This window comes from Streptomyces sp. CBMA123, assembly GCF_014596465.1.
Taxonomy (GTDB): domain Bacteria; phylum Actinomycetota; class Actinomycetes; order Streptomycetales; family Streptomycetaceae; genus Kitasatospora.
Window position 1 is genome coordinate 1 of record NZ_MECK01000638.1, and the last position, 23922, is coordinate 23922.

A 23922-nucleotide genomic window follows, 5' to 3' on the forward strand; every position below is an offset into this window, starting at 1 on the left:
CGCCCGTGCCGCCCGCGCGGGCCGATCGCGGGGGCCGATCGCGCGGGTCGGGCCGATGAAGCCGGCCGCAGGGCTCTTGAAGGGCTCCGGCGGCCCTGCTTGACTTGCGGGCGTGGCCGACACCGCACCCACACCCGCACCCGCACCCGCACCCGACCCGCTCGGCGACCTGGTCAGCCGTCACCCGGTCGACAACCGCACCCGATGGGTCAATGCCGCCTGGGCCCTGCCGATCGGCGTGCTCACCGGCTGGCTGGGGCTGTGGGCCCTGCTCCGGGACGGCGGCGCCTCGGGGAGCGGCAAGGGACTCGGCACCGCCCTCGGCCTCGGCCTGTGCGGACTCGTCATCGGCATCACCCAGGCGACGCGGGCCCTGCGCGGCGGCAAAGGTGAGTACTTCGAGGTGCGCAGTCACGGCCTGGTCCACGGCAACTCATCGGGCCGCAAGGCCAGTTGGACCTGGAACCAGATCGCCGTCATCACCATCCCGCGCCCTCACACCTCGGTCGGCGCCCACGCCCACCGGTTCGGCAACGACTACCGCTGCGTCCTGCGCCTGGCCGACGGCGGGCGGGTGCGGATCGACGGGCTGGCCGTCGCCGCCCGCGCGCTGGGCGCCGCGGTGGCCGACCGCTGCCCGGACGCCCGCCGGAGCGAGGGCGACGAGTGGACCCGTCGGGCCGGGGCCTGGCTGCTCCTGGCGGCCGCGGGCTGCGCCGTCGTCGTCGTCCTCCTGATCCGCTACCTCTCCGACCACCCGGGCGGCGACCGGATCACCGTCGACTCCGCGGGCCACACCTCGTACGAGTACGTCCAGGGCATCGACGGCACCACCGTGGCACTGATCGCCATCGCGCTGGCCGTCTGCGCCCTGGGCGCCATCACCCTCGTCGGCCTCTTCTTCTACGGTCGCCTCCACCACCGCCGCTGAGCCTTCGGCCGCCACGGTCAGGGTGTGGGGCCACGGTCAGGGCGTGGCACCCCGGCCGGCGACGCCGACGAGCAGGCAGCCGCCGGCCGCCAGCAGGCAACCGACGCTGCCCCACAGGACGTACCGCACCGCCCGGTTGTGGTCCGGCGACAGCTCGGCCCGCAGCCGGGCCCCGGCCGGGGTGACGCCGAACGCCAGGCAGACCAGCCACAGGCCGAGCACGCCGACCGGTACCACGGCGAGCAGCCCGGCCAGATCGCCGGTCGCGTAGGAGAGCCCGGTGGCGTGGTAGCCGCCGTCGCCGTACTCGACGGGCAGGGCGGCGCCGAGGCGGTGGCTGCTGCCGATCGGCGAGCCCTCGGTCACCGTCCGGCCGTCGTCGGAGCGGAACTCCCCGGCGCAGGAGGTGATCAGACGGGGCTTCGCCGGGTTGTCACCCCAGCAGCGGTCGACGGTCAGCATGCCCGGCCGGCCGCTCATCCCGGCGGCGTAGGCGAAGGAGGTGGCGGCCGCCCGGCCGCCCAGGAAGCCGAGGGCGATGACGGCCACACCGAGCACCAGCGCCGCCAGGAAGCCCATGCCCCAGCTCTGCGGCCGGCGCCGCTCGGCCGCGGTGATCCGGGCCCGTGCCGTTCCGGGGGCGTGTGCGGTGCGGGCCGCCCGGCCGGAGGTCCTCGTCGACCTGTTCTTCCTGCTCATGCCCTGGTTCCTCGGGTCGTGCCGTCCTCGGGCGGGTGGGCCGCCGGGGCGATGGGGGACGATCATGTCAGACGGCACGCGCGCGCTCCGACGGGGTGCGGCGGGAGGCGCGAGGGCCCGCTCGAAGGCCGGCCGGTCGTCCGCCGGGAGGGCTCGCGGGAGGCACTGGTCCGGGGCCGACTCGCCGTGGTTGCCGAGGAGTTCGATGGTGTGCCGGCGTCGGCGTGCTCGGTGGGGCGGAGGTGGGGTTCGGCTTGAACCAGGGCAGGTCGTCGCGGACACAAGGGGGCGCGGCCGTCGTCGCGCGGCTCGTCGCGCCCACCGCCGGGGCGGTGGTCAGAGCTTGTCGGCCGCGCGGACCCGGTGGAGGTGGATCAGCACGTCGTAGTTCGCGCCGAGGGCGAGGGTGGGCAGCGGGTCGCGGCTGAAGATCGACCCGGCGTCGTAGGTCGGGCGGGCCGTCCCCAGCCAGGCGCGGGCCGCGGGCGAGGCCTGGCGCAGGTCGACGTAGAAGTCGCGGGGGCGGACCCGGTCGAGGAGGTACTCGTTCATGCCGAGCGTGGCCGGCGGCACCGTGGTGCTGCGCCAGTCGTCGGCGAACGGGTCGGCCTTGGTGAGGAAGGAGCCGCCGCCGAAGGTGAAACCGATGCTGACGTACCCGGCACCGAGCTCGTCCCGCAGGAGGGAGCCCTCCGTCCGGGGGTACAGCGCGGGGTCGGTCGACAGGAAGCCGACGTGGCCGTTGTGCGCCGAGAGCAGGACCTTGCCGCCGAAGCGGCGCTGCCACCACACGGTGTTGTCGGTCATCGCCCGGTCGCGGAGCAGCTGCGCGGCGGTGACGGAGGCGGCGTCGTCGGTCCGCATGGTGGTGAAGGCGAAGGTCCGGGCGATGTTCCGGGCGTGCAGGACGGCCCAGTCGTACCCCTCGTCACCGTCCCGGCCGGCCGCGGCGACCAGCTCCAGCGCCTGCTGCGCCAGGTCCGCGTTGCGCTGCCGCTCGGGCAGCGGGGTCCGGGTGACGTAGCCGATGGCGTCGGCGAACGGCCGCAGGCCGGCGTACAGCTGCTCGACACCCGACAGCGAGGCGGGGGCGGCCTTCCGCAGGTAGGCGCTGACCTCGGCGAAGGGCTGGTCGCCGATCCCGGGGAGGCCGAGGTCGGTGCCCACGAAGTGCACCGGGCGCTGCGGCCCGCTCAGGTTGTAGGCGCGCATCCAGCCGATCAGGTCGGCGAACTCCCGCCGCTGCCACGGCGATCCGGCCATGACCCGGCGGGCCAGCCGCTGGGCGTCGGCGTCGCCCTGACCCTGCACGAACGCGTCGATCAGCAGGCCGGCCGACCAACTGGCCTCCAGGGCGAAGGTGGTGAAGCCCTTCTCCTCGACCAGGTAGCGGAACACCCGGTGCTTCATGGTGAAGAACTCGTGCGAGCCGTGGGTGGCCTCGCCGAGGCCGACCACCCGGGCGTCGCCGATCATCGCGCCCAGGGCCCGCAGGCCGCCGGTCGGGGCGTCGGGCTCGGTGGAGCGCAGGAGGTGGGCGATCCGGTCCAGGTCCGCGGAGACGGTCGCGGACTGCGGGGCCGAGGCCGGGGTCGGGGCCGGGGCCGACGCGGATGCGGCCCTGGCCGTTCCCGGGGTGAGCAGCGTGGCGGTGGCGGCGACCGCGGTGCCCGTGGTGGCGGCCAGTACGGTCCGTCGGGCGATGGGCTTCCGGGTCACGGTCATGATGGCTACTCCTCGGCTCGTGGGTTTGATCGGTTCAACTCGTCCGGCTGTCCGGGCCGGTGAGAGAATCCTCCGCCGAGGAGGGGGTGGGGCGCGCTGGGGAGGGCCGCCAGGTTTCTCAGGGGGGCAACCCCACCTACCCCGGGCCCCTGGGGGTACCGGGACGGTTCCCCTAGGGTCACCTGGACGAGTGGACGAACTGCTGGTAGTGGGCGAGGTCGTCCTGGGCGGGGGCACCCCCGCGTCGTCGTGGGCCTGGTGGCCGTGGCCGCCGTTGCAGCCCTGGCCGGCCGATCTGACCGCCCGGCCGATCTAACTGCCCGGCCGATCTGACCGCCATTGCCGCAGACCGGTGAGTAGGCCGGTGGCTGCGGTGTGGAGCATCCTGCCACCGTGGCCGGGGATGTACCCGGGACTGGGCGGCCCCGCGCCCCTCGCCCCGCGCCCCGCACCCCGAAGGGGGCACGGGGCGGGGCCGCCGGGCGTTGGGATGCCGGCGTGTTCCGCGTCAGGACAGCCGGTCGGCGCGATGGGTGGGCCGGCCGTCCAGGACGGTGAGCAGGACGGGGACCGCCGCGAGTTCGGTGGCGGGGGTGGTGAGCGGGTCGGTGGCGAGGACAGTGAGGTCGGCGCGGTGGCCGACCGCGATCCGGCCCGCCAACTGCTCCTCGCCCGCCGCGAAGGCCGCGTTGACGGTCATCGCGCGCAGCGCCTCCAGCGCGGTGAGGGCCTGGCCGGGGTTGTGCGGGGGCTGGTCGAGGTCCCGGGACGGACGGCGGTGGCGGGCCCCCGCCATGACCCCCAACGGCGGGTAGGGGGCGATCGGCCAGTCGGAGCCGAGCACGACGGTGGCGCCCGCGTCCCACAGGTCGCGGCAGCGCCAGGCCCGGTCGGCGCGCTCCTCGCCGAGGCGGCGGGACCAGTTGTCGGTGTGGTCGGCGCGGGTGAAGTCGCAGCAGTGGGTGGGCTGCATCGAGGCGATCACGCCCAACTCGGCGAAGCGGCGCACCGCCTCGTCCGGGACGGTCTCGATGTGTTCGATCCGGTGCCGGACGGGGGCGGGTCGGGTGGGGGTGCCGTCGGCAGGGCTGTTCGCGGTGGCCTTGGCGACGGCATCGAGGGCGTGGCGGACGGCCGCGTCGCCGATCGCGTGGGTGGCGGTCGGCACTCCGGCCCGGTGCAACTCCTCGACCACCCGCGTGTAGTGCGCCGGATCGGGCCAGAAGGCGTGGGTGGACTCCCCGTGGCAGTCCGGGCGTTCCAGCCAGGCGGTGCCGTTGTCGATGGTGCCGTCCATGAACAGCTTGACGCCGTTCACCCGCCACAACTCACCGCCCCGGCCCTGAAGTTCGACCAGTGCGCGCAGTCCTTCCCGGTCCACGCCGGGCTGGCACCAGGGGGCGACCCGGAGCCGCAGCGGGAGTTCGCCCGCCTCGTCCAGCTCGGCGTAGAGGTCGAGGCTGTCGCCGCCCGCGTCCATCGCGTGGCCGCCGGTGAGGCCGTTCGCCGCCATGGCGCGCAGGGCGGCCGCCAGGCGCGTGCGGCGCTCGGCGCGGGTGGGCTGGGGAGCGGCGCGCTCGACCAGTTCGCAGGCCGCGTCCTCCAGCAGCAGACCGGTGGGGCGGCCGTCGGCGTCGCAGACCACCTCGGCGGCCTGGGCGAAGGTGCGCGGGCCGTCGACGCCGGCCAGCTCCAGGGCGCGCGGGCTGGCGAGCATGGAGTGGGCGTCGAAGAGCTGGAGCAGCGCCGGGACGCCGTCCAGCACGGGAGCCAGGGCGGCGGCTGCGACGGGACGGTCGCCGAACACGTTCGGGTCCAGGCCCCAGGCGTGCAGCCAGGCCCCCGGGGCCAAGCCCTCGACCTCGGCGGCGAGGGCGGCGCGGACGGACGGCAGGTCGGTGCAGCCGGAGAGGTCCAGGCCGTGGGTGAGCTCGGCGCCGGTGACCGGGTGCAGGTGGCCGTCCACCAGGCCGGGGGTGACCACGGCGCCCTTGAGGTCGATCACCGTCGTCGCGGCGTCGGCGAGTTCGCGGATCGTCCGGTCGTCGCCCAGGGCGGCGATCCGGCCGTCGGCCACGGCAAGCGCGGACTGCGGGAGGAACCCGCCGGACGCGGGGTCGAGCAGGCGGACGGAGAGGAGGACGAGAGAGGTGCGCACTTCGGCTCCAGCGGTGGTGCGGGGTGGGGGAGTCGGGGTCAGGACTGCTCTTCGGTGGTGGGTGGGGTGGGGGCGGCCTCGGCGATGGCTTCGGTCGGGGTGGCCGGGGCATTGGCGGGGGTGGCCGGGGCGGCCGGGGATTCGGCACCGGCTTCGGTCGGGGCGGCCGGGGCGTCGGGCTGCTCGGGGAGGGCGAGGGTGCCTTCCGTCAGGCCGAGTTCGCGTTCGGCGGTGGCGGCGGCGAGCCGGATGACGGCCGACGGGTGGTTGCCCAGGCCGGTGTTGGCGTGGGAGGCGAGGCCGTCGATCACCACCAGGATCCGGACGGCCGTCAGGACGGCGTCCTCGGTGCGGAACTCGCCCTGTTCGACCCCCGCGCGGACGACGCCGCTGAGGCGGCCCCGCCACAGCGTCTCCTGGCCGAGCACGCGCTCGCGCAGGACCGGGCGGTAGCGGCTGAGGTGGCGGGCGTTGAGCCAGAGCCGGCTCATGTCGTCGTAGGCCGGGCCGGTGGTGCGGGCGAAGAAGCGGGCGAGGTGGTTCAGCGGGGAACCATCCGGCGGGTCGGCGGGCAGCAGCGTCTCCAGCTCGGTGGTGGCGGCGCTGCCGAACGCCTCGGCGACGAGATCCTCCACGGCCGGGAAGTAGTGGCTGATCAGGCCCGGTCTGACGGTCAGCTGCTCGGCGATCCGGCGCAGGGTGATGCACTCCAGGCCCTCGGTGAGGGCGACGGTGGCAGCGGCCCCGACGATCTCCGCCCGGCGGTCGTCGGGGGACTTCCGGATCCGTTTGCGCTGAACGCTTGACGTCATGTGCCGGATGCTATTGAGTGTGCGACCAATAAGCAAGCAGGTGGGCACGACACCCCCACGGAGGGCCCCCAATGGCGTCCACGCTCCCGGACCGTCCCCAGTCCGACTTCCCCGCCGGACCCGCCGGACCGCGACCCCAGCCGTCCCCGCCACCTCAGCAGGAGCGGAACGGCCGGGTCGAAGTCCACGGCATCGACCACATCCCCGACACCGAACGGCGCGGCCGCGCCCGCGAACTCTTCGCCGTCTGGGCGGCAGCCAGCGTCAACTACCTCAACCTGGTGGTCGGCGGGGCCCTCGTCCTGACCGGGCTCAGCCTCTGGCAGGCCTTCGCGGTGGTCGTGGTCGGCAACCTGTTCTGGCTGAGCACCGGCCTGCTGGCCGTCTCCGGACCGGCCGCCGGCGCACCCAGCGAGGTGATCACGCGGGCGATGTACGGCGTCCGGGGCAACCGGGTGAACAACGCTGTCACCGGGTGGATGATCTCCGTCTGCTACTTCGCGCTGAACCTCGCGGCGGCAGCCGTCGCGGCGTTCTCACTCGCCGAGCAGGTCGGGATCACCCCGAACATCCCGATCAAGATCACCATCGTGATCGCGATCGTGGTGGTCACACTCACCATCAGCGTGTACGGGCACGCCATGATCGTGCGGCTCTACCTGCCGATCACCCTGGCCCTCGCCGCCTCCTTCGCCGTCGTCGGCTACGCCGTCCTCCGGCACGCCGACCTCGGCTGGAGCCAGCCGGAACCGCTCACCGGCGGCGGACTGTGGGCCGCCGTCCTGGCCGGCATCACCCTCATCGGCTCCGGCCCGCTCTCGTACACCACCAGCGCAGACTTCTCCCGCTACCTCCCTGCTACCACCTCCCCCCGCGCCGTCCTCGGCTGGACCGCCTTCGGCGGCTTCCTGCCCAGCGTCGCCGTCGGCGGACTCGGCGTGCTCGGGGCCACCGCCGTCGACATGACCGACCCCCAAGCCGCGCTCCAGAAGATCCTTCCCGGCTGGTTCAACCCGATCTTCCTGCTCTCCCTGGTCGTCGGCACCATCGCCGTCAACGCCCTCACCGCCTACAGCGCCGGCCTCGCCCTGCAAGCCGTCGGCATCCGCATCCGCCGAACGCTCAGCGTGCTCGTGGACGGCACGGTCGCTGTCGCGCTGACCCTCTACGCGCTGCTGGTCTCCAACTTCCTCGACACCGTCAGCAACGTGCTCCAGCTGACCGTCGTCCTCCTCGGCCCCAGCACCGCCATCTACGCCATCGACATCCTGCTGCGCCGCAACCACTACGACGGCCGAGCCCTCACCGACGAGTCCCCCGGCAGCTCCTTCTGGTACCGCGCGGGCGTCAACCCGGCCGGCGCCCTCGCCCTGCTCGCTGGCGTGACGACCTCGGCCCTCTGCGTCGACACCCTCTACACCGGCCCCGTCGCGGCCCTCACGGGCGTCGACCTGGCCCTCCCGGTGGGCATCGTGGTGGCCGCCGTGGTCTACGCCCTCCTGATGCGGCGAACGGTGCTCCGCCAGAGGGCCTGACGCCGGAGGTGGTCGGGGCAGTTGGGCATCGCGCAGGAAGTCGGGCCAGTCCGACTTCCTGCGCAGGCCCGTTCGGGCGCGGGTCCGGCCGGTGCGGCGTGGTGGCGGGGCTCGGGGGCGGGGTGTTCTTCCGAGCGCAGTGGGCCGGCTGGGCACGGTAGGGGAAGTCGGCGGGTCCGACTTCCGGTGTCGAACCTCTTGAGTGCGAGTGTTGGCCCGCTGCGTCCGGGGGGCCTTCTGGAGCCGGAGGGGAGTCGGGAGGGTTGGGCAAGGCGTGGGAAGCGGCGGGTTCGACCTTCGGTGGTGGTTTCTCGGGTGAGTCGGGTGCCTGCCCTTCTCATGTGAGGGGTGGACGGTGAGCCGTGTTGCTGGCGGGGGCGAACGCGGCGGCAGCGAGGGGCGGGAGCTGGGCAGGGGTGGAGCTGGGCGAACGGCGGTGCGCTCCTGGTGAGTTCCTCTGCCCGGCCATCGTCCGCCCCGTCGTTCGGCGTTGCGTGTCGGCGATCTCGGTTATGGTGCGGACCGGCTGCGCCTGGCCATCGCAGGGTCGGCGCGAGGGGAGGGGCGTCATGATCGGCGTCGTCGGTGACGGTTCGCGCGAGGCCGAGGAGCGGGGTGGTGAGGGCATCCGGTGGCTGGCGGACGCGGGTGGGGAACTGACCGGAGTGGTGTTCGCCCGGGGGGTCCCGACCGAGGAACTCGCCCGTCGGATGGGGGCCGACCCGGCTACGGTGACCAGGCCGATCAGCGGCCGGGAGATCTGGGACCTGGACATCGAGGTCTACCGCCCTGGTGACGACGGCGACGGTGTGATCCGGGTCGGTGAGGCGGACGGCTGGTCCTTCGCGATCGAGTACGGGGACTCCACCGGTGGCGAACTGCTCACCGAGATAGCGCGCGAGGGCGTGGAGGTGGTCCACTTCCGCCCGATGCCGGAGCAGCCGCCCGCCCTGCTGGACTACGCCCGGGACGGCGCGGTGCTCTGCGGCTTCGGCCTCGGCCAGGAGCGCTGGCGCTGGGGACAGGAACCCGACCTGCTGGTGCCGGAGTTGGTCGCCGCCAACGTCCTGGAGGCGGACGGTGTCACCCCCTGCGCGCCTGGGAGTTCGCCCTGCGCGGGTGTCCGTCGGCGGACTCTCGGCGCGGTCGGGCGGCGGTTCGGGTTGCGCCTGCCCCCGGCGGTACTGGGTGAGTTGCGGCTGCCGGCGTACGTGGTGCGCGGCAGGCCGGGGCTGGAACTGCGCTGAGGTGAGCGGGGGAGGGGGCGACAGCGGGAGGACGGGCAGGGCGGGGACGATGGTCAGGTCGGTCAGGTCGGTCAGGTCGGTCAGGTCGGTCAGGTCGGTCAGGTCAGTCATGGCGGAGTTTCCTTCCGGGCCCCACCGGAGGGGCCCTGTTGACCGCCATCCTCACGCGCCATCGCCCGCCCGCACATGTGCCGATCGGCAGGTTCTGGCGACCAGTTCCCCCAGGTCGGGCAGCCGATCGGCCTACTGGCCCGGTGTCGAGGGCGCGGATCGGGACGGGCGGTAGGGGCCCCGATCATGGCTGCCGCTGAACTCGACCGCCGGGCCCGGGGCCACCTACCTCGACTGGGTACCGACCGGTCCGGTCGCTCGGCTCCTCGGACACGGCCACCTCGCCCGGCTGCCGGCCCGGCACGGCCGGGGCGGGGAGCCGTCGGGGTGCCGCGCGCCCTGCCGTGGTCGAGCGGCGGCGGCGAGGACTGGATCGTGCCGCCGCGTGCACGCGGTACCTCGAACAGGGCAGTGCCGAGGAGGAGTTGGGGTACCCGGACGGGGTGTCTGCCCGGGTCGGATCCCCGAAGGGGAGCGTCCGGCTGCGGTACCGGCTGCCCGCCGCCGTCGGCCGCGTGGAGCGGGCGGTGGGGAGATCAGGGCCTGCCCCGATGCCGGATCCCGCTACGTGGTCCGGGAGTCGGCCGGGGCCGGGCGCCCGGCGGGGGCCGTCGGGCTGCTGGATCCGTCCCACCGGGGGCACCGCCCGGGCCTGGCGGGGCTGCTCATCGAGCGGGCGGGCGGGCCGACGAGGGGACGGCCGTGTCGCGCCGGGCCGCCGGGCCGCCTGACCCCACAGGCCCCCGGGTCGGGAGCGCCGCAACGTCAGGCCGCGAGCCCCGCCGTGCGCACCCGGGCGGCGGCCCGGGACAGCAGCAGGGTCGCGACCAGGCTCGGGCAGAAGCCCAGCGCACAGGTGGAGAGCAGGGCGCCGGGGGTCAGTCCGGACGAGAGCACCGTGACGACCAGGGCGATCGCGGGGGTGAGGACCAGCGGCGAGAGCAGGAGCAGCGTCGCCTGCCGCTTCTCCCCCCGTGTCCACTGCCGCGACCTGGTCACCCGGACGGCCGCCAGGACGGCCGAGACGAACCCGAGCACCGGCCCGGCGACCGGGATCAGCGCCAGCGGCAGTGCGAGCACGGCGAGGGCCAGGGTGAGGTTGGTCCAGCCCGCCGTCTCCGGCGCGGGCGGCGCCAGCCCCTCCTCGGCGAGGGCGGCGTCGGCGATCTGCCGGGGCGTGCCGAGCTGCTCCAGGACGGAGCGGACGGCGGCCTCGGTGAGCGGGGCTTCGGTGAGCGAGACCTCGATGTGTTCGCGCAGGTCGGCCATCAGTTCGCGGCGGCGCTCCGGCGGCAGCGTGGCGGTGCCGTGGGCGACCGCGTCGAGGTGGGCGCGGACCAGGGGGTGTTCGATGGGGTTGTTCACGGGTGTTCTCCCGGGGCGAGGACGTGGTCGACGGTGGCACGGAAGGCGGGCCACAGCGCGGTGAACTCCTCCAGCGCGCTCCGCCCGGCCGCCGTCAGGGTGTAGTACCGGCGGGACGGGCCGCTGGCCGAGTCGCGCAGGAAGGTGTCGGCGAGCCCGGCGCGGCGCAGCCGGGACAGCAGCGGGTAGATGGTGCCCTGGCTGGTCGCCAGCATCGGATGGCGGCCGAGTTCCTGGAGCAGTTCGACCCCGTAGCGCGGGCCGTCGCGCAGCAGCGCGAGGACGCAGTACTCCAGGACGCCCTTGCGCAGCTGGGTCGCGACCGGGCCGTCGGGCGCACCTGGCGCGTCGGGCGCGGCTGGCCCACCTGCGGGCCGGCCGTCGGGCCCGTCGGGCTCGTCGCCCTGCTCGGAGCTTGTGATGCCAGGTACCATGCGATGCAAGATAGCAGGCGAAGCAAGGTAGCGCACGCACGACAGAAACACGGCGGACACGACAGCGCGTCAGTACGTCAGCACGCCAGGCCGCGAACGCCCCTGTGGCCCTGCGGCCCTGAGAACCCGCGACCCGCTACCCCTCCCGCCGCGAAGGTCGCGAAGGCCGCGAAGGCCGCCACCCGGCCAGGTGCTCGGCGAGCACGGCGCCCGGGTCCGCCGTGGTGTCCCGCAGCGCGACCATGGCGGCGGTGATCACGTCGCACAGCTCGCCCTGCAGATCGGCCACGGAGTGGCTGACCCCCTTGCGCGGGTTGGCTCCGAGCACGCCGAGCAGGGCCTCGGCGACCTCCCCGGCCTCCTCCTGGATCTTCACCACCTGCAGGTGCAGCAGCGGCAGTCCGAGGCTTTCCCCGTGGTCGGAGAGATGGCGGTGGATGTCGTCGACCACCGCCCAGTCCGGGGTCCGCCCGACGGTCAGTCGGGTCTCCAGCTGGCGCAGGTAGCCCTTGAGTGCGGGCGGCATTTTCATCCGCTGCGCCTCGGCGAACGGGACCAGTCGCAGCTCCTGGCCCTCGCCGAGGACCAGCTCGGCCGGGTCGACGTCGACCTGGGCGTGGAAGGCGCGCCGCCGGGCGCCCCGGTGGTCGGTCGCGGCCAGCACCGGGTGGAAGGGACGCAGGCCGGGTACGTGCAGCCCGGTCTCCTCGCGCAGTTCGCGCACCGCGGTCCGGTACGGCGTCTCGCCGGGCTCGCGGTGGCCGCCGGGGACGACCCAGTGGGCGGGCCACCGGATGTCCGGCTTGTCGTCGCGCAGTTGGAGCAGGACCTCCTGCCGGCTGGTGGTGATGAAGACGTCCACGCTGACGAAATCGGTGTCGTCGCTCAACGCGCCCCCTGTCCACGATGTACCCGAGACACGCCCATGACGTGCCCGCGACGGCCCCCCGGTGCGCCTACGACGTACCGGCGACGCACCGGCGACGCACCAGCGGCATGCCGGCGACGCACCGACGGCCGGCGGTAAGACTGCCACCCCGTGGCCCGGTTGAACCCTCACCCGGTCAGCCGGTGAGAGCCCGTTCGGCGCACGCCCCCCGTCCGGAGACTCCGGCGGGCGTCGCCCCGCCCCGGCCCCTAGGGTCGGTGATGCGCCGACGGTGCCGAGCGCCGGGGCGTACGCCTTCCCGACGCACCAGGGCGTACGCCGTCCTGTCGTGCGCCGGTGCACTCGGCAGAGCAGCCGAGCAGACCAGCCCGGCAGACCAGCCCGACAGACCAGTCCGGCAGACCGGCCCGGCGCACCAGCCCGGCCAACCGAGAGGTGGACCGTCCCATGCACACCGTCGTCCGCGGCGCCGGCGCACTCGGCCTGGCCGCGCTGCTGCTCGCCCCGCTCTCCGGTTGCCAGGGCGACAGCCGCTCCGCCGCCGAGCCCGCGCCCAGCTCCCCGGCCACCGACGCGAGTGCCACCGGTCTGGCCGCCCAGCGGCTGGACTGGAAGGCCTGTCCGGCCCCGAGCGCCGCGCAGGGCGGCGGCACCGCGCCCGCGAGCGACTGGGAGTGCGCCACCCTCAAGGCCCCGCTGGACCACACCAAGCCCGACGGGAAGACCATCGACCTCGCGATGATCCGCAGCAAGGCCAAGGACGAACAGCACCGGATCGGCTCACTGTTCTTCAACTTCGGCGGCCCCGGGGCCTCCGGCGTGGCCACCCTGCCCGCCCTGGCCTCCGCCTACGCCTCCCTCAACACCCGCTACGACCTGGTGAGTTTCGACCCGCGCGGGGTCGGCGACAGTGCCGGGGTGATGTGCCTGGACGACCAGGGGATGGACGCCAACGCGGCTGTCGACGGCACCCCGGACACCCCCGCCGAGGTCAAGGCGCTGGACGACAGCAACGCGCAGTTCGCCGCCGGCTGCGAGCACAACTCCGGCCCGGTGCTGCCGTACGTGGACACCGAGAGCGCCGCCCGGGACCTCGACCTGATGCGGCAGGTGCTCGGTGACCAGAAGCTGTCCTACTTCGGCATCAGCTACGGCACCCAACTCGGCGGCGTCTACGCGCACTTGTTCCCGCAGGAGGTCGGCCGGGTCGTGCTGGACTCGGTGATCGACCCGACGAAGGACCCGGAGCAGAGCGCGCTCGGCCAGGCCCAGGGCTTCCAACTCGCCCTCGACGACTTCATGAAGGCCTGTGCCGCCCAGTACGCGGCCGCCTGCCCGACCGGCAGCGGCGGCGCCGAGGGCACCGCGCGGATCACCGACCTGCTGCAGAAGCTGGCGCAGTCGCCGCTGCCCACCAGCAGCGGACGCAAGCTCACCGACAGCCTGGCCGTCACCGGCATCGCCGCCGCCCTGTACAGCCGGCAGGCCTGGCCCGCGCTGGCCTCCGGGCTCACCGAGGCGATGCAGGCGGGCACCGGCGACACCCTCCTCCGGCTGGCCGACTCGCTGCTCGGGCGTGACCCGCAGGGCCACTACAACAACCTCAACGCGGCCAACCGGGCGATCAGTTGCGTGGACTCCCGGCAGCGCTACTCCGACCAGGACGTCGAACAGCAGCTGCCGCAGTTCCGCGCCGCCTCCCCGGTGTTCGGCGCCTTCACCGCCTGGGGCCTGACCGGCTGCACCGGCTGGCCCGTCCCCGGCAAGGCCGACCACCCGGAGGTCTCCGCCCAGGGCGCCGCCCCGATCCTGGTGGTCGGCACCACCGGGGACCCGGCCACCCCGGTCGAGGGCGCCCGTACGATGGCGCAGCAGCTGGGCGCGGGCGTCGGCGTCACCGTCACCCTCAACGGCGAGGGTCACGGCGGGTACAACACCGGCAACCCGTGCCTGAAGCAGACCGTGGACGCCTACCTGCTGGACGGTAAGGTGCCCGCCGACGGGGCCACCTGCAGCTGAGAAGTGGCCCACTGCAAGTGGCTTCAATTGGCCCTGGATACTGGTCCAATCCGGCCCTAGGATCATCCACGTGAACAAGAACGAGAACAAGAACGCGCACGAGAGCAAGAACGAGAACGCGCTCGAGAACGAGATCGTGAACGCCGAGGCCACCAAGGTCGACTTCTACTTCGACCCCGTCTGCCCCTTCGCCTGGATCACCTCCCGGTGGATCCTGGAGGTCGCCCGCCAGCGCGAACTCGACCTCACCTTCCGGGTGATGAGCCTGTCCGTCCTCAACGAGGGCCGCACCGACCTGCCGGAGCGCTACCAGCGTCTTATGACCACCGGCTGGGGCCCCGTCCGGGTCTGCATCGCCGCCGCCGAACAGCACGGCCAGCACGTGCTGCGCGACCTGTACACCGAGCTCGGCACCCGCTTCCACGACCAGGACCGGCCCGCCGACGACACCGTCATCCGCGAGGCCCTGGTGGCGGCCGGACTGCCCGAGGAACTCGCCGAGGCGGCCAACAGCACCGCCTACGACATCGCGCTGCGCAAGAGCCACCACGAGGGCATGGACCCGGTCGGCGAGGAGGTCGGCACCCCGACCATCCACGTGGACGGGGTGGCCTTCTTCGGCCCGGTGCTGAGCGCGATCCCGCGCGGGGAGGACGCGCTGCGGGTCTTCGAGGGCGTCCGGCTGCTGGCCGGCTACCCGAAGTTCTTCGAGCTCAAGCGGACCCGGACGGACTCGCTCGACTTCTCCTGACGACCACCCGGGGCTCGCTCCGGCTCCCATCCGGGGCCGCAGGGGTCGACCATGGAGGGGTGGGCCCCGAGCGGAGGTCCGTGCGGGGCTCGCGGGTGAGGCCCGGCGGCGCCCGAGAGGCGGTGAGCGTGGATGATCGGACGAACGCGTCTGCGCGCTGCCCGCCACCCAGCGACCCCGCCCGGCGGAGGGGCCGGCGGAGGGGCCGGTGGAGGAGCCGGCCGAGGCCCTGGTCAGTGGTCCGGCCCCGGCGGAGGACCGGGGCGGGGCCCCGGCCCCGGCGGCACCCCGCCCAAGCCGCCGCCCGCGCCGCGCCGCTGGCTGCTGCCCGTCGCCGTGCTGGTGACCCTGCTGCTCCTGGTGCTGCTCGCCAAGCCCAGCCCGACCGGCCCGCGCTACGGCTACACCGACCTGCTCACCCGGGTCGACGCCGGCCAGGTGCAGACCGTGGACGTCAGCGACACCGGCGGGGTGTCCGGCACGCTCAAGGACGGCACCCACTTCACCAGCCAGATCCCGACCGCCCTCGACACCTCCCAGCTCAGCCGGGCGCTCTCCGACCAGCACGTGAGCGTCACCGGCAGCCGCTCCAGCGGGGGCAGCTCGATCTGGTCCTCCCTGCTGCTGTTCCTGCCGCTGCTGATCTTCGGCGGGCTGTTCCTGTGGTCCGGCCGGATGGCGGCGCGCTCGCTCGGCGGCGGGCTGAGCGCGATCGGCCGCTCCCGGGCGAAGATCATCGAGGCCGAGCGGCCCGCCACCGGCTTCGCCGACGTGGCTGGGTACGAGGGGGTGAAACAGGAGGTCAGCGAGGTGGTCGACTTCCTGCGCAGCCCGGAGCGCTACGCCGCCGCCGGGGCCAAGGGGCCACGCGGGGTGATCATGGTCGGCCCGCCGGGAACCGGCAAGACGCTGCTCGCCCGGGCGGTCGCCGGCGAGGCCTCCGTACCCTTCCTGTCCGTCACCGGCTCCGGCTTCGTGGAGATGTTCGTCGGCGTCGGCGCCTCCCGGGTCCGCGACCTCTTCGAGGAGGCCCGCAAACGCGCCCCGTCCATCGTCTTCATCGACGAGATCGACGCCGTCGGCGGCCGACGCGCGGGCGGCACCCGGATCGGCGGCAACGACGAGCGCGAGCAGACCCTCAACCAGCTGCTCTCCGAGATGGACGGCTTCGACCAGAGCACCGGCATCGTCGTCATCGCCGCCACCAACCGGCCGGACGCCCTCGACCCGGCCCTGCTGCGCCCCGGCCGCTTCGACCGGCAGGTCACCGTGCCACTGCCCAACCAGGCCGAGCGGGCCGCCATCCTCGCCGTCCACACCCGCGGCAAGACCCTCGACCCGAACGCCGACCTGGACCGGATCGCCCGCGGCACCCCCGGCTTCTCCGGCGCCGACCTCGCCAACCTGGTCAACGAGGCCGCCATCAACGCGGTGCGCGCCGACCGGGCCACCATCACCGCCGCCGACCTCGACGCCGCCCGCGACCGGGTCCTGCTCGGACGCCGCGAATCCTCCAACGCGCTGCTGCCCGAGGAACGGCACGCCGTCGCCGTACACGAGTCCGGCCACGCCCTGACGGCCGCGCTCTGCCGGCACGCCGACCCGGTCGACAAGGTGACCATCCTCCCGGCCGGGGTCTCCCTCGGCGCCACCGAACAACTCCCCGAGGCGGAGCGACACCTGTACAGCGAGGGCTACCTGACCGACCTGCTCACCGTCCAGCTCGGCGGGCGGGCCGCCGAACTGGTGGTCTTCGGCGAGGGCTCGACCGGCGCCGCCAACGACCTCGCCAACGCCACCTCGGTGGCCACCCGGATGGTCCGCGAGTTCGGCCTCTCCCCGGACCTCGGACCGGTCGGCTACTCCAGCGGCTCCCCCCAGTACCTCGGCGAGCACCCCGACGACCTGCTGCGGCGCCCCTACTCCGAGCAGACCCAGCGCGCGGTGGACGAGGCGGTGGCCGGCCTGCTGCGCGGCGCCGAGCGCCGGGCCGTCGCGCTGCTGCGCGAACACCGGCACCACCTGGACGAGTTGGCGGCGCTGCTGGTCGCCCAGGAGACGGTGGACGGAGGCGTGGTGCTCGACATCCTCCGGCACCCGGCGCCGGATCCGGGCCCGGGGCGAGGACCGGACACGGCAGCCTGAGCCGGATCCGGGGCCGGGCCCGGGCAGCCTGAGCAGGGCCCGCCGCAGGCCCGGGCGCGGCCCGGGTGGATGATGTCGTGGTACCGATCCGAAGGAGCCGACCATGACCGAAACCCTGCCCGCGGACGTCCAGCGCGAGATCGCCCTGGCCCTCGGAGTGGTGCCCGTCACCGACCCCGCGAAGGAAGCCGAGCGCCGGGTGGCCTTCCTCGCCGACCAGCTGCGGGCCTCCGGCGCGCGCACCCTGGTGCTGGGCATCAGCGGCGGGGTGGACTCCACCACCACCGGGCGGCTGTGCCAGCTCGCCGTCGAGCGACTGCGCGCCGAGGGGTACCAGGCCTCCTTCACCGCGATGCGGCTCCCGTACGGCGTCCAGGCGGACGAGGCGGACGCCCAGCGCGCCCTCGACTTCATCCGGGCCGACGAGCTGCTGACCGTCGACGTCAAGCCCGCGACCGACGCCGCCTTCGACGCGCTGCTGACGGCCGGCCTCACCTTCCGCGACCACGCCCACGAGGACTTCGTGCGCGGCAACGTCAAGGCCCGCCAGCGGATGGTGGTCCAGTACGCGGCCGCGGGCGCCGCTGCCGGCCTGGTCGTCGGCACCGACCACGCCGCCGAGGCGGCCGTCGGCTTCTTCACCAAGTTCGGCGACGGCGCGGCCGACGTGATGCCGCTCTCCGGCCTGACCAAGCGTCAGGTCCGCGCGGTGGCCGCCCACTTGGGCGCGCCCGAGGAGCTGGTCGGCAAGGTTCCCACCGCGGACCTGGAGAACCTGGCCCCCGGCAAGCCCGACGAGGACGCCCTCGGCGTCGAGTACAACGACCTGGACGACTTCCTGGAGGGCCACCCGGTCAGCGAGCAGGTCTTCCGGACCGTCCTCGGCCACTACCGCCGCACCGAGCACAAGCGCGGCCTGCCGATCACCCCGGGCCGGGCGTGACCGAGCCGGCCGCGCGAGCCGGGCGGGACGGGCGGGCGGCCGGGGCGGTCCTCGGGGCGGCGGTGGGCGACGCCCTCGGCGCGCCCTACGAGTTCGGCCCGGCCGGCGCCCTGACCGCCCGCTTCCCGTCCGGCGGCGCGGAACTCGTCGCCGGCGGCGGCTGGGAGCGCGGCGAGGCCACCGACGACACCCAGATGGCCGTCCTGGTCGCCGAATCCCTCCTCCAGCGGGGCGAGTTGGACCTCCCGGACATCTTCGACCGGTTCCGCCGCTGGGCCACCGCCGAACCCAAGGACATCGGCATCCAGACCGAGTCCGTGCTCACCGGCGGCCACCCCTGGGACCTCGCCGCCGCCATCCACTTCAACTCCACCCTGCGCGCCGCCGGCAACGGCTCACTGATGCGCGCCGCCACCTCCGCCGTCGCCTTCGCCCGCGCCGGACGCGAGGGCACCATGGACGCCGCCCGCCGGATCGCCGCCCTCACCCACGGCGACCGGGCCGCCTGGGAGGGCACGGCGATCTTCCATGAACTCGTCCGCCTCGCCCTGGACGGCACCGACCCGCTCGCCGAACTCCCGGCCGTTCTGGCCGCCGTGGACCCCGACGAACGCGAGCGCTACGCCACCGTCCTCGCCCCGGACTGGCACCCCGACCGCGCCACCGAGCCCAACGGCGCCGTCTGGCCCTGCCTGGGCTCCGCCGTCTGGGCGCTGCGCACCACCGACGGCTTCGAGGCGGCCCTGCACGCCGCCGTCGACCTCGGCGGCGACACCGACACCGTCGCCGCCGTCACCGGCGGCCTGGCCGGCGCCCGCTACGGCCTGGCGGCCATCCCGCCCCGCTGGACCGAGCCGCTGCACGTGCCCCTGCCGGGCTCCGGCGGACGCGTCCTGCGGGCGCCCGACCTGCTGCGCATGGCGGAGCGGCTGGCGGAGTAGCCGGCCGTGCCGCTCAGGAGCAGTCCCGGTGATGACCCACCGGCCGGTCCGGGCACGACCGGCACTGGAAGACGTAGCACGGGTGGGCGTTCGACCTGGCGCGGCAGTGGGGGCCGGACGGGATCACGGTGAACGTGCTCGCGCCGGGCTACGTGGTGGACACCGAGATCTTCGGCGCGGACCGGACCGAGGAGTTCCACGCCCGGAAGGTCGCCGGCACCTTGGTGGGCCGGGCCGGCACCCCGCGGACGTGGCCGAGGCGGTCGCCTTCATCGCGTCCCCGGCGGCCGGTTGCCTCACCGGTCAGGTGATCGGCCTGAACGGCGGCGCCGTGCTGTGCAGGTGATCCGTTCATCGCTCGTCTACCACCCCTGCCTACGGTGAGTCGCAGAACGAACCGGGCCCGACCACAGGAGTTTCCGCTGTCCAGGATCATCACCACCGCCCTGCCCGCGCACGGGCACGTCAGCCCGCTGCTGGCCATCTCCGCCGACCTCGCCGCGCGCGGCCACGAGGTGGTCTTCCTCGGTGGTTCGCGCTTCGCGCAGGCCGCCGGGCGGGCCGGGGTGCGCTTCGCCGCGCTGCCCGCCGGGGCCGACTGGGACGACCGCGACCTCGACGCGTCCTTCCCGGGGCGGGCGGAGCTGGCGCCCGGTCCGGAGCGGATCGCCTTCGACGTGCGGCACATCTTCCTCGACCCGGTCCCGCACCAGTACCGGGCGCTGCTCGCGCTGTTGGCGGAGTTCCCGGCCGACGCGGTGATCGCCGACTCCTTCGTCCAGGGCGCGCTGCCGCTGGCGCTCGACCGTCCGCGGGCGGAGCGCCCGGCGCTGATCGGGGTGGGGACCACGCCGTCGATGCTGCCGAGCGTGGACACCGCGCCGTTCGGGCCGGCGCTGCCGCCGCTGCCGGGGGAGGAGGGCCGGATCCGCAACCGCGCGCTGCAGGAGGAGATGGACCGGCGCGGTGAGCCGTTGCAGCGGTACGCGGAGAAGGTGTTCGCGCAGGTGGGCGTCCGGCTGCCGGAGGGCCCGCGCGGGCTGGCGCAGGTGACGGTACCGGACGTGTTCCTGCAGCTGACCGTGCCGGGCCTCGAGTACCCGCGCAGTGACGCGCCGGCCTCCTACCGGCTGATCGGCGGGCTGCCGGCGAACGTCGGCGAGGACCAGCCGCTGCCCGAGTGGTGGGCGGAGGTCACCGGCGAGCGGCCGGTCGTGGTGGCGACCCAGGGGACGCTGGCCAATGACGACCTGTCCGAGCTGGTCGCGCCGACGGTCCGCGCGCTGGCGGAGCGGGACGTCCTGGTGGTCGCCGCCACCGCTCGCCCGGACGGCCCGCGGGCGCTGACCGAGCTGCTGGGCGGACGGCTGCCGGGCAACGTCCGCGCCGCCGGGTACGTGCCGTTCGACCGGCTGCTGCCGCACACCGACGTGCTGGTGAGCAACGGCGGCTTCGGCGGGGTGCAGACGGCGCTGCGGTACGGGGTGCCGCTGGTGGTGGCGGGGGCGAGCGAGGACAAGCCGGAGGTGGCGGCCCGGGTGCAGTGGGCCGGCGTCGGGCTGGACCTGCGCACCGGCCGCCCGGAGCCGGAGGCGGTCGGCCGGGCGGTCGAGCGGGTGCTCGGCGAGGGCCGGTTCCGCGAACGGGCGCGCGCGCTGGGCGCGGAGTTCGCGGAGTACCGGCCGTTCGACACCATCGCCGAGCTGGTCGAGTCGCTCTGAGGCTGCCGCTCGCCGGGACGGCTGAAACGATCCGTCAGCTGCCGTCAGCTGCCGTCAGCCGCCGTCAGCTGCCGTCGTCGCCGTCGGCGTCCGCCTCCGCGGTGGGCGCTGCGGCGGCGCCGCCCTTGCTGATGCCGAGCTTGGCCTCGGCCGTCGTCCAGTCGGTGGCGATCGCCTGCTGGGCGGCGGTCAGGGTGACCTGGCCCTTGCAGATCGCGGTGTGCAGATGGGTCTCCACCGAGTCCTTGGGGTTGTTCGGGCCCTTGCCGGAGACGTGCCCGGGTGAGGGCGGCTGGACCCAGAGGTTGCGCGGGTCGTTGGGGTCGCCGCCGAGCTGGAGGCTGATCAGGTGGTCGTACTCGGCGTCGCCCATCGGGCCGTCGTAGCCGTACGACTTGGCGTTCCCGGTCTTCTCCTTGCCGGTGATGTTGACCGGCGGGCGGATGGTCGAGGTGTAGCCGCCCGGCTTGCAGATGGTGTCGTTGATGTTGCCCTGGTTGACGGCCGGGCTGATCGCCCCCGGGGTGCAGTTCGGGTCGGGCAGAGGCTGCTTGTCCGCGGTGTAGCGGTAGTGGCAGCTGCCCGCGGCGGGCTGCGGCTGGGCGTCGTAGGAGCTCTTCGGGCCGGGCCCGGTCACGATCGCGGCCGGGGCGGGCTGGGCGGCGTCGCCCGCGGCCGCCGGGGCGGAGCTGTGGGCGCCGTCCTTGGCGTGGGAGCTTTCCTTGGCGTGCGAGCCGTCCTTGGCGGTCTGGCCGCCACCGGACGAGCAGCCGGCGGCTGCGGCGAGCAGGACGGCCGCGGCTATGGCGAGGGCGCCTCGGGCGGGAGCCGGCACGGAGTTCCTCCAGGTCGTTGCGGTAGTACGGGCGGCCGGCCGGCGAGGGTGCCGGAGGCCGCGCCAGCGGACACTACCGTGTGGAGGGGGCCGAACGGGTGACGCCACGTCCGGCGCGGGAGGACTGTCGCGGGCGCGCGGAATCGTTTCCGCGACCTGAGCGGACGCGTGGACACCCGAGCGGACGCGTCGACACCCGGACGGACGCGTCGGTGCCTTGAGCAGCCGCCGCCGGAACGGCCGCCGGCACCGCGGCCGTCAGAACCGGCGCAGCGTCGCGATCCAGTCGGTGATCAGGTCCTCCAGCACGCCCAGCGGCAGACTGCCGTGCCCGATCACCTCGTGGTGGAACTCCCGGACGTCGAAGCGCCCGCCGAGCGCGGCCTGCGCCCGCTCGCGGTGCCGGACGATCTCCCGACGGCCGATCAGGTACGCGGTGGCCTGGCCGGGCCAGGCGATGTACCGGTCGATCTCGTTGCGGACGTTGGCCTCGGGAGTGGCGGTGTTGTCCCGCATGAAGGCCATCGCCCGCTCCCGGGACCAGCCGTAGTGGTGCAGCCCGGTGTCCACCACCAGGCGCACCGCGCGCAGCGCGTCCATCGAGAGCATGCCGAAGCGGGACAGCTCCGAGCTGTACAGGCCCATCTCGTCGGCCAGCCGCTCGGTGTACAGGCCCCAGCCCTCGACGTGCGCGGTCAGCTGGCCGCTCGGCTGCTGCCGGAAGCGCGGCAGCCGGTTCAGGGTGCGGGCGACGGCGAGCTGGAGGTGGTGGCCGGGCACGCTCTCGTGGAAGGCGATCGCCTCGTACTCGTAGCTGAACCGGCTCTCCGGGTTCAGCGTGTTGATCCAGTGGGTGCCGGGCAGCCCGCCCGGCCCCGGCGGCTGGTAGTAGGCCAGCGGTGCGGTCTCCGCCTCCAGCGGGTCGATCTCCCTGGTCACGCAGTCGGCGATCGGGTACGGGCGGAACCAGTCGGCCGAGGCGCGCCGGGCGCGCTCCAGGGCGCCGTCCACCAGGGCGACGATCTCGGCCGAGCTGCCGAAGCGCAGCGACCGGTCCTCGCGCAGCGTGGTGAGCACGGCGTCGGTGCCGTTGACGCCGAGCACCTTGCCGCCCAGCTCGGCGAACTCCTCGCGCAGCGCCGCCACCGTCTCCAGGCCGATCCGGTGCACCTCCTCCGGGGCCAGCCCGGGGCGGGTGTAGCGGCCGACGGCGTCGGCGTAGCCCTCGGCGCCGCCGGGCACGTGGCAGACTCCGGCCTCGGTGTCCGGGCGGGCGCCCGGGGCCAGCCGCTGGGCCAGCCCGGCCCGGTAGCGGGCCACGGCCGGCCGGACGCCGTCGCGCACGATCGCCCGGGCCCGCTCGAACTCCCGGCGGCCCTGGAGCGGGCGCAGCAGCTGGTCGGCGGTCGGCTCGGCGGCCAGGTAGCCGTCCAGCTGGTTGATCGCGGCGTCCACCCCGCTGCGCAGCGGGTGCCGGCCCTCGGCGGCGGCGTCCAGGCTGACCTGGAGGACGGCGTCGAAGTAGCCGGGCAGGCCGGCCAGCCGCTCCAGGTAGGCGTCGGCGCCCTCCTGGTCGACGGAGGTCATGGCGAGCGAGCTGAACACCGTGTTGTGCGGGGCGACGATGGTCGCGGAGACGCTGAAGTCGGCCAGCCCGTGGGCGATCCGGCCGCTGTTGTTGTCGATCAGCCGGGCGAGCACCCGGTGGGTGATGCGGTCCTCGCCGGTCAACCCGTCCAGCGGGATCGCCGCCAGCCGGGCGCCGAAGCCCTGGAGCACCTCGCGGTGGCGCAGCGCGGCCGCGCGGGAGGGGTCGGGCACCTCGTGGGCGTAGCCCTCGGTGCCGGCGAGGGTGGCCTCGAAGGGGTCGTGAGCGTTCTCGGCGGTGAAGAACTCCTCGGCGAGGGCGGCAAGTTCAGCCTGAGCGGAGGTGCCGGCCGGAGCAGAGGTGCCGGCCGGAGAGGAGACGCCGGCCCGCGAGGAGGAGTCGGCCTGCGAAGAGGCGCCGGCCTGCTGGGCGGGGCCGGCGGGCTGGTCGGTCATGGGTCGCTCCCGGGTCCGGTGTGTTCAGTGCGACACGGGTTCCCTGGGGCGGCCCCGATGGGGCCGATTATTCGGAGTCGGCGACGGCGCGGTCAATACACGGCGGACGGGAAGGAGTTCCGTCCGCACGTGGTGAACGCGCCGCCGCCGGAGCCGGGTTCAGCGGCCCTTGGTCTCCTTGGCCTCCTTGGCGGCCTTGGCGGCCTGCTCGGCGGCCTCCTTCTCGTGCTTCGCCTTGATCCGGGCCTCTTCCTTGCGGAGGTCCACCTGGTTGGCGCGCTCGTGCTGGAGCCAGAGCGGGTTCTCCGCCTTGATCGCGTCGATCTCGTCGGTGGTGAGGGCCTCGGTCACGCCGCCGCGGGCCAGGCCCGCGATGGAGACGCCGAGCTTGGCGGCGACCACCGGGCGCGGGTGCGGGCCGTTCTTGCGCAGCTCCTGGAGCCACTGGGGCGGCTCGGCCTGCAGCGCGTTGAGCTCCTCGCGGGAGACCACGCCCTCCTGGAAGTCGGTCGGCGCCGCGGCGAGGTAGATCCCCAGCTTCTTGGCCGCCGTGGCCGGCTTCATGGTCTGGCTGGTCTTCTGCTTGAGCGATGTCATGTGACAAGGGTAAGGGAGTGC

The 23922-nt window shown here is 74.3% G+C and carries 19 protein-coding genes; 9 read left to right on the top strand and 10 right to left on the bottom strand.

Annotated features, from left to right (window positions below):
* Nucleotides 1–112: 112 nt before the first annotated feature.
* Nucleotides 113–931 carry a hypothetical protein gene (locus BG452_RS44405; protein WP_188310088.1) on the top strand — a complete coding sequence of 273 codons (819 nt, stop codon included), beginning with the start codon at nucleotides 113–115 and terminating at the stop codon, nucleotides 929–931.
* A gap of 36 nt (nucleotides 932–967) precedes the next feature.
* On the opposite strand, the gene BG452_RS44410 is transcribed toward BG452_RS44405, so the two are convergent.
* The 4 genes from BG452_RS44410 to BG452_RS44425 all read right to left on the bottom strand — a co-directional run bounded on the left by BG452_RS44410 (nucleotide 968) and on the right by BG452_RS44425 (nucleotide 6325).
* On the bottom strand, nucleotides 968–1630 hold the full coding sequence (locus tag BG452_RS44410) for a hypothetical protein (protein WP_188310089.1): 663 nt from the start codon (nucleotides 1628–1630) through the stop codon (nucleotides 968–970).
* Nucleotides 1631–1966: 336 nt separating this feature from the next.
* Nucleotides 1967–3355, bottom strand: a complete 1389-nt coding sequence (locus BG452_RS44415) for an erythromycin esterase family protein (RefSeq protein ID WP_188310090.1) — start codon at nucleotides 3353–3355, stop codon at nucleotides 1967–1969.
* 508 nt (nucleotides 3356–3863) lie between these two features.
* Nucleotides 3864–5513: an amidohydrolase gene (locus BG452_RS44420; protein ID WP_188310091.1), complete on the bottom strand. Its 1650-nt coding sequence runs from the start codon at nucleotides 5511–5513 to the stop codon at nucleotides 3864–3866.
* Nucleotides 5514–5551: 38 nt separating this feature from the next.
* On the bottom strand, nucleotides 5552–6325 hold the full coding sequence (locus BG452_RS44425; protein WP_188310092.1) for a TetR/AcrR family transcriptional regulator: 774 nt from the start codon (nucleotides 6323–6325) through the stop codon (nucleotides 5552–5554).
* 71 nt (nucleotides 6326–6396) lie between these two features.
* On the opposite strand from BG452_RS44425, the gene BG452_RS44430 reads away from it, so the two are divergent.
* Both BG452_RS44430 and BG452_RS44435 read left to right on the top strand, forming a co-directional pair.
* Nucleotides 6397–7860 carry a purine-cytosine permease family protein gene (locus BG452_RS44430; RefSeq protein ID WP_188310093.1) on the top strand — a complete coding sequence of 488 codons (1464 nt, stop codon included), beginning with the start codon at nucleotides 6397–6399 and terminating at the stop codon, nucleotides 7858–7860.
* A gap of 569 nt (nucleotides 7861–8429) precedes the next feature.
* Complete coding sequence (locus BG452_RS44435; protein ID WP_188310094.1) at nucleotides 8430–9107, top strand: DUF6461 domain-containing protein; 678 nt, start codon at nucleotides 8430–8432, stop codon at nucleotides 9105–9107.
* An 876-nt stretch (nucleotides 9108–9983) separates the two neighbouring features.
* Here the strand turns inward: BG452_RS44435 and BG452_RS44440 are convergent.
* From BG452_RS44440 to BG452_RS46795, 3 genes are all read right to left on the bottom strand, one after another.
* A complete protein-coding gene (locus BG452_RS44440; RefSeq protein WP_188310095.1) occupies nucleotides 9984–10583 on the bottom strand; it encodes an HAAS signaling domain-containing protein in 600 nt (199 codons plus the stop codon).
* The gene (locus BG452_RS44445) at nucleotides 10580–11017 is read right to left on the bottom strand and encodes a PadR family transcriptional regulator (protein ID WP_188310096.1); all 438 of its coding nucleotides are present in this window, start codon (nucleotides 11015–11017) and stop codon (nucleotides 10580–10582) included. Before BG452_RS44445 ends, BG452_RS44440 begins: the two co-directional genes overlap by 4 nt.
* A 136-nt stretch (nucleotides 11018–11153) precedes the next feature.
* Nucleotides 11154–11906: an NUDIX domain-containing protein gene (locus tag BG452_RS46795; protein WP_223243661.1), complete on the bottom strand. Its 753-nt coding sequence runs from the start codon at nucleotides 11904–11906 to the stop codon at nucleotides 11154–11156.
* Between the two features lie 447 nt (nucleotides 11907–12353).
* Here BG452_RS46795 and BG452_RS44455 point away from each other — a divergent pair, with 447 nt between their 5' ends.
* From BG452_RS44455 to BG452_RS47980, 6 genes are all read left to right on the top strand, one after another.
* A complete protein-coding gene (locus BG452_RS44455; RefSeq protein WP_188310097.1) occupies nucleotides 12354–13925 on the top strand; it encodes an alpha/beta hydrolase in 1572 nt (523 codons plus the stop codon).
* A 133-nt stretch (nucleotides 13926–14058) separates the two neighbouring features.
* Entirely contained in the window at nucleotides 14059–14676 is a 618-nt protein-coding gene (locus BG452_RS44460; RefSeq protein WP_188310110.1) for a DsbA family protein, read from the top strand.
* Nucleotides 14677–15000: 324 nt separating this feature from the next.
* Complete coding sequence (ftsH, locus tag BG452_RS44465) at nucleotides 15001–16821, top strand: ATP-dependent zinc metalloprotease FtsH (protein ID WP_411293110.1); 1821 nt, start codon at nucleotides 15001–15003, stop codon at nucleotides 16819–16821.
* 103 nt (nucleotides 16822–16924) lie between these two features.
* A complete protein-coding gene (gene nadE, locus BG452_RS44470) occupies nucleotides 16925–17764 on the top strand; it encodes an ammonia-dependent NAD(+) synthetase (protein WP_188310099.1) in 840 nt (279 codons plus the stop codon).
* Nucleotides 17761–18705, top strand: a complete 945-nt coding sequence (locus BG452_RS44475; RefSeq protein WP_188310100.1) for an ADP-ribosylglycohydrolase family protein — start codon at nucleotides 17761–17763, stop codon at nucleotides 18703–18705. The genes nadE and BG452_RS44475 overlap by 4 nt, the downstream gene beginning before the upstream one ends.
* Before the next feature lie 380 nt (nucleotides 18706–19085).
* Nucleotides 19086–20426 carry a glycosyltransferase gene (locus tag BG452_RS47980; protein WP_188310101.1) on the top strand — a complete coding sequence of 447 codons (1341 nt, stop codon included), beginning with the start codon at nucleotides 19086–19088 and terminating at the stop codon, nucleotides 20424–20426.
* Between the two features lie 64 nt (nucleotides 20427–20490).
* Here BG452_RS47980 and BG452_RS44485 read toward each other — a convergent pair whose 3' ends face one another.
* From BG452_RS44485 to BG452_RS44495, 3 genes are all read right to left on the bottom strand, one after another.
* Nucleotides 20491–21261, bottom strand: coding sequence for a hypothetical protein (locus BG452_RS44485; protein WP_188310102.1), 771 nt, complete (start codon nucleotides 21259–21261; stop codon nucleotides 20491–20493).
* 258 nt (nucleotides 21262–21519) lie between these two features.
* A complete protein-coding gene (locus BG452_RS44490; RefSeq protein WP_188310103.1) occupies nucleotides 21520–23304 on the bottom strand; it encodes a DUF885 domain-containing protein in 1785 nt (594 codons plus the stop codon).
* Nucleotides 23305–23463: 159 nt separating this feature from the next.
* Nucleotides 23464–23901 carry a DUF5997 family protein gene (locus tag BG452_RS44495; protein WP_188310104.1) on the bottom strand — a complete coding sequence of 146 codons (438 nt, stop codon included), beginning with the start codon at nucleotides 23899–23901 and terminating at the stop codon, nucleotides 23464–23466.
* Between the last annotated feature and the right edge of the window lie 21 nt (nucleotides 23902–23922).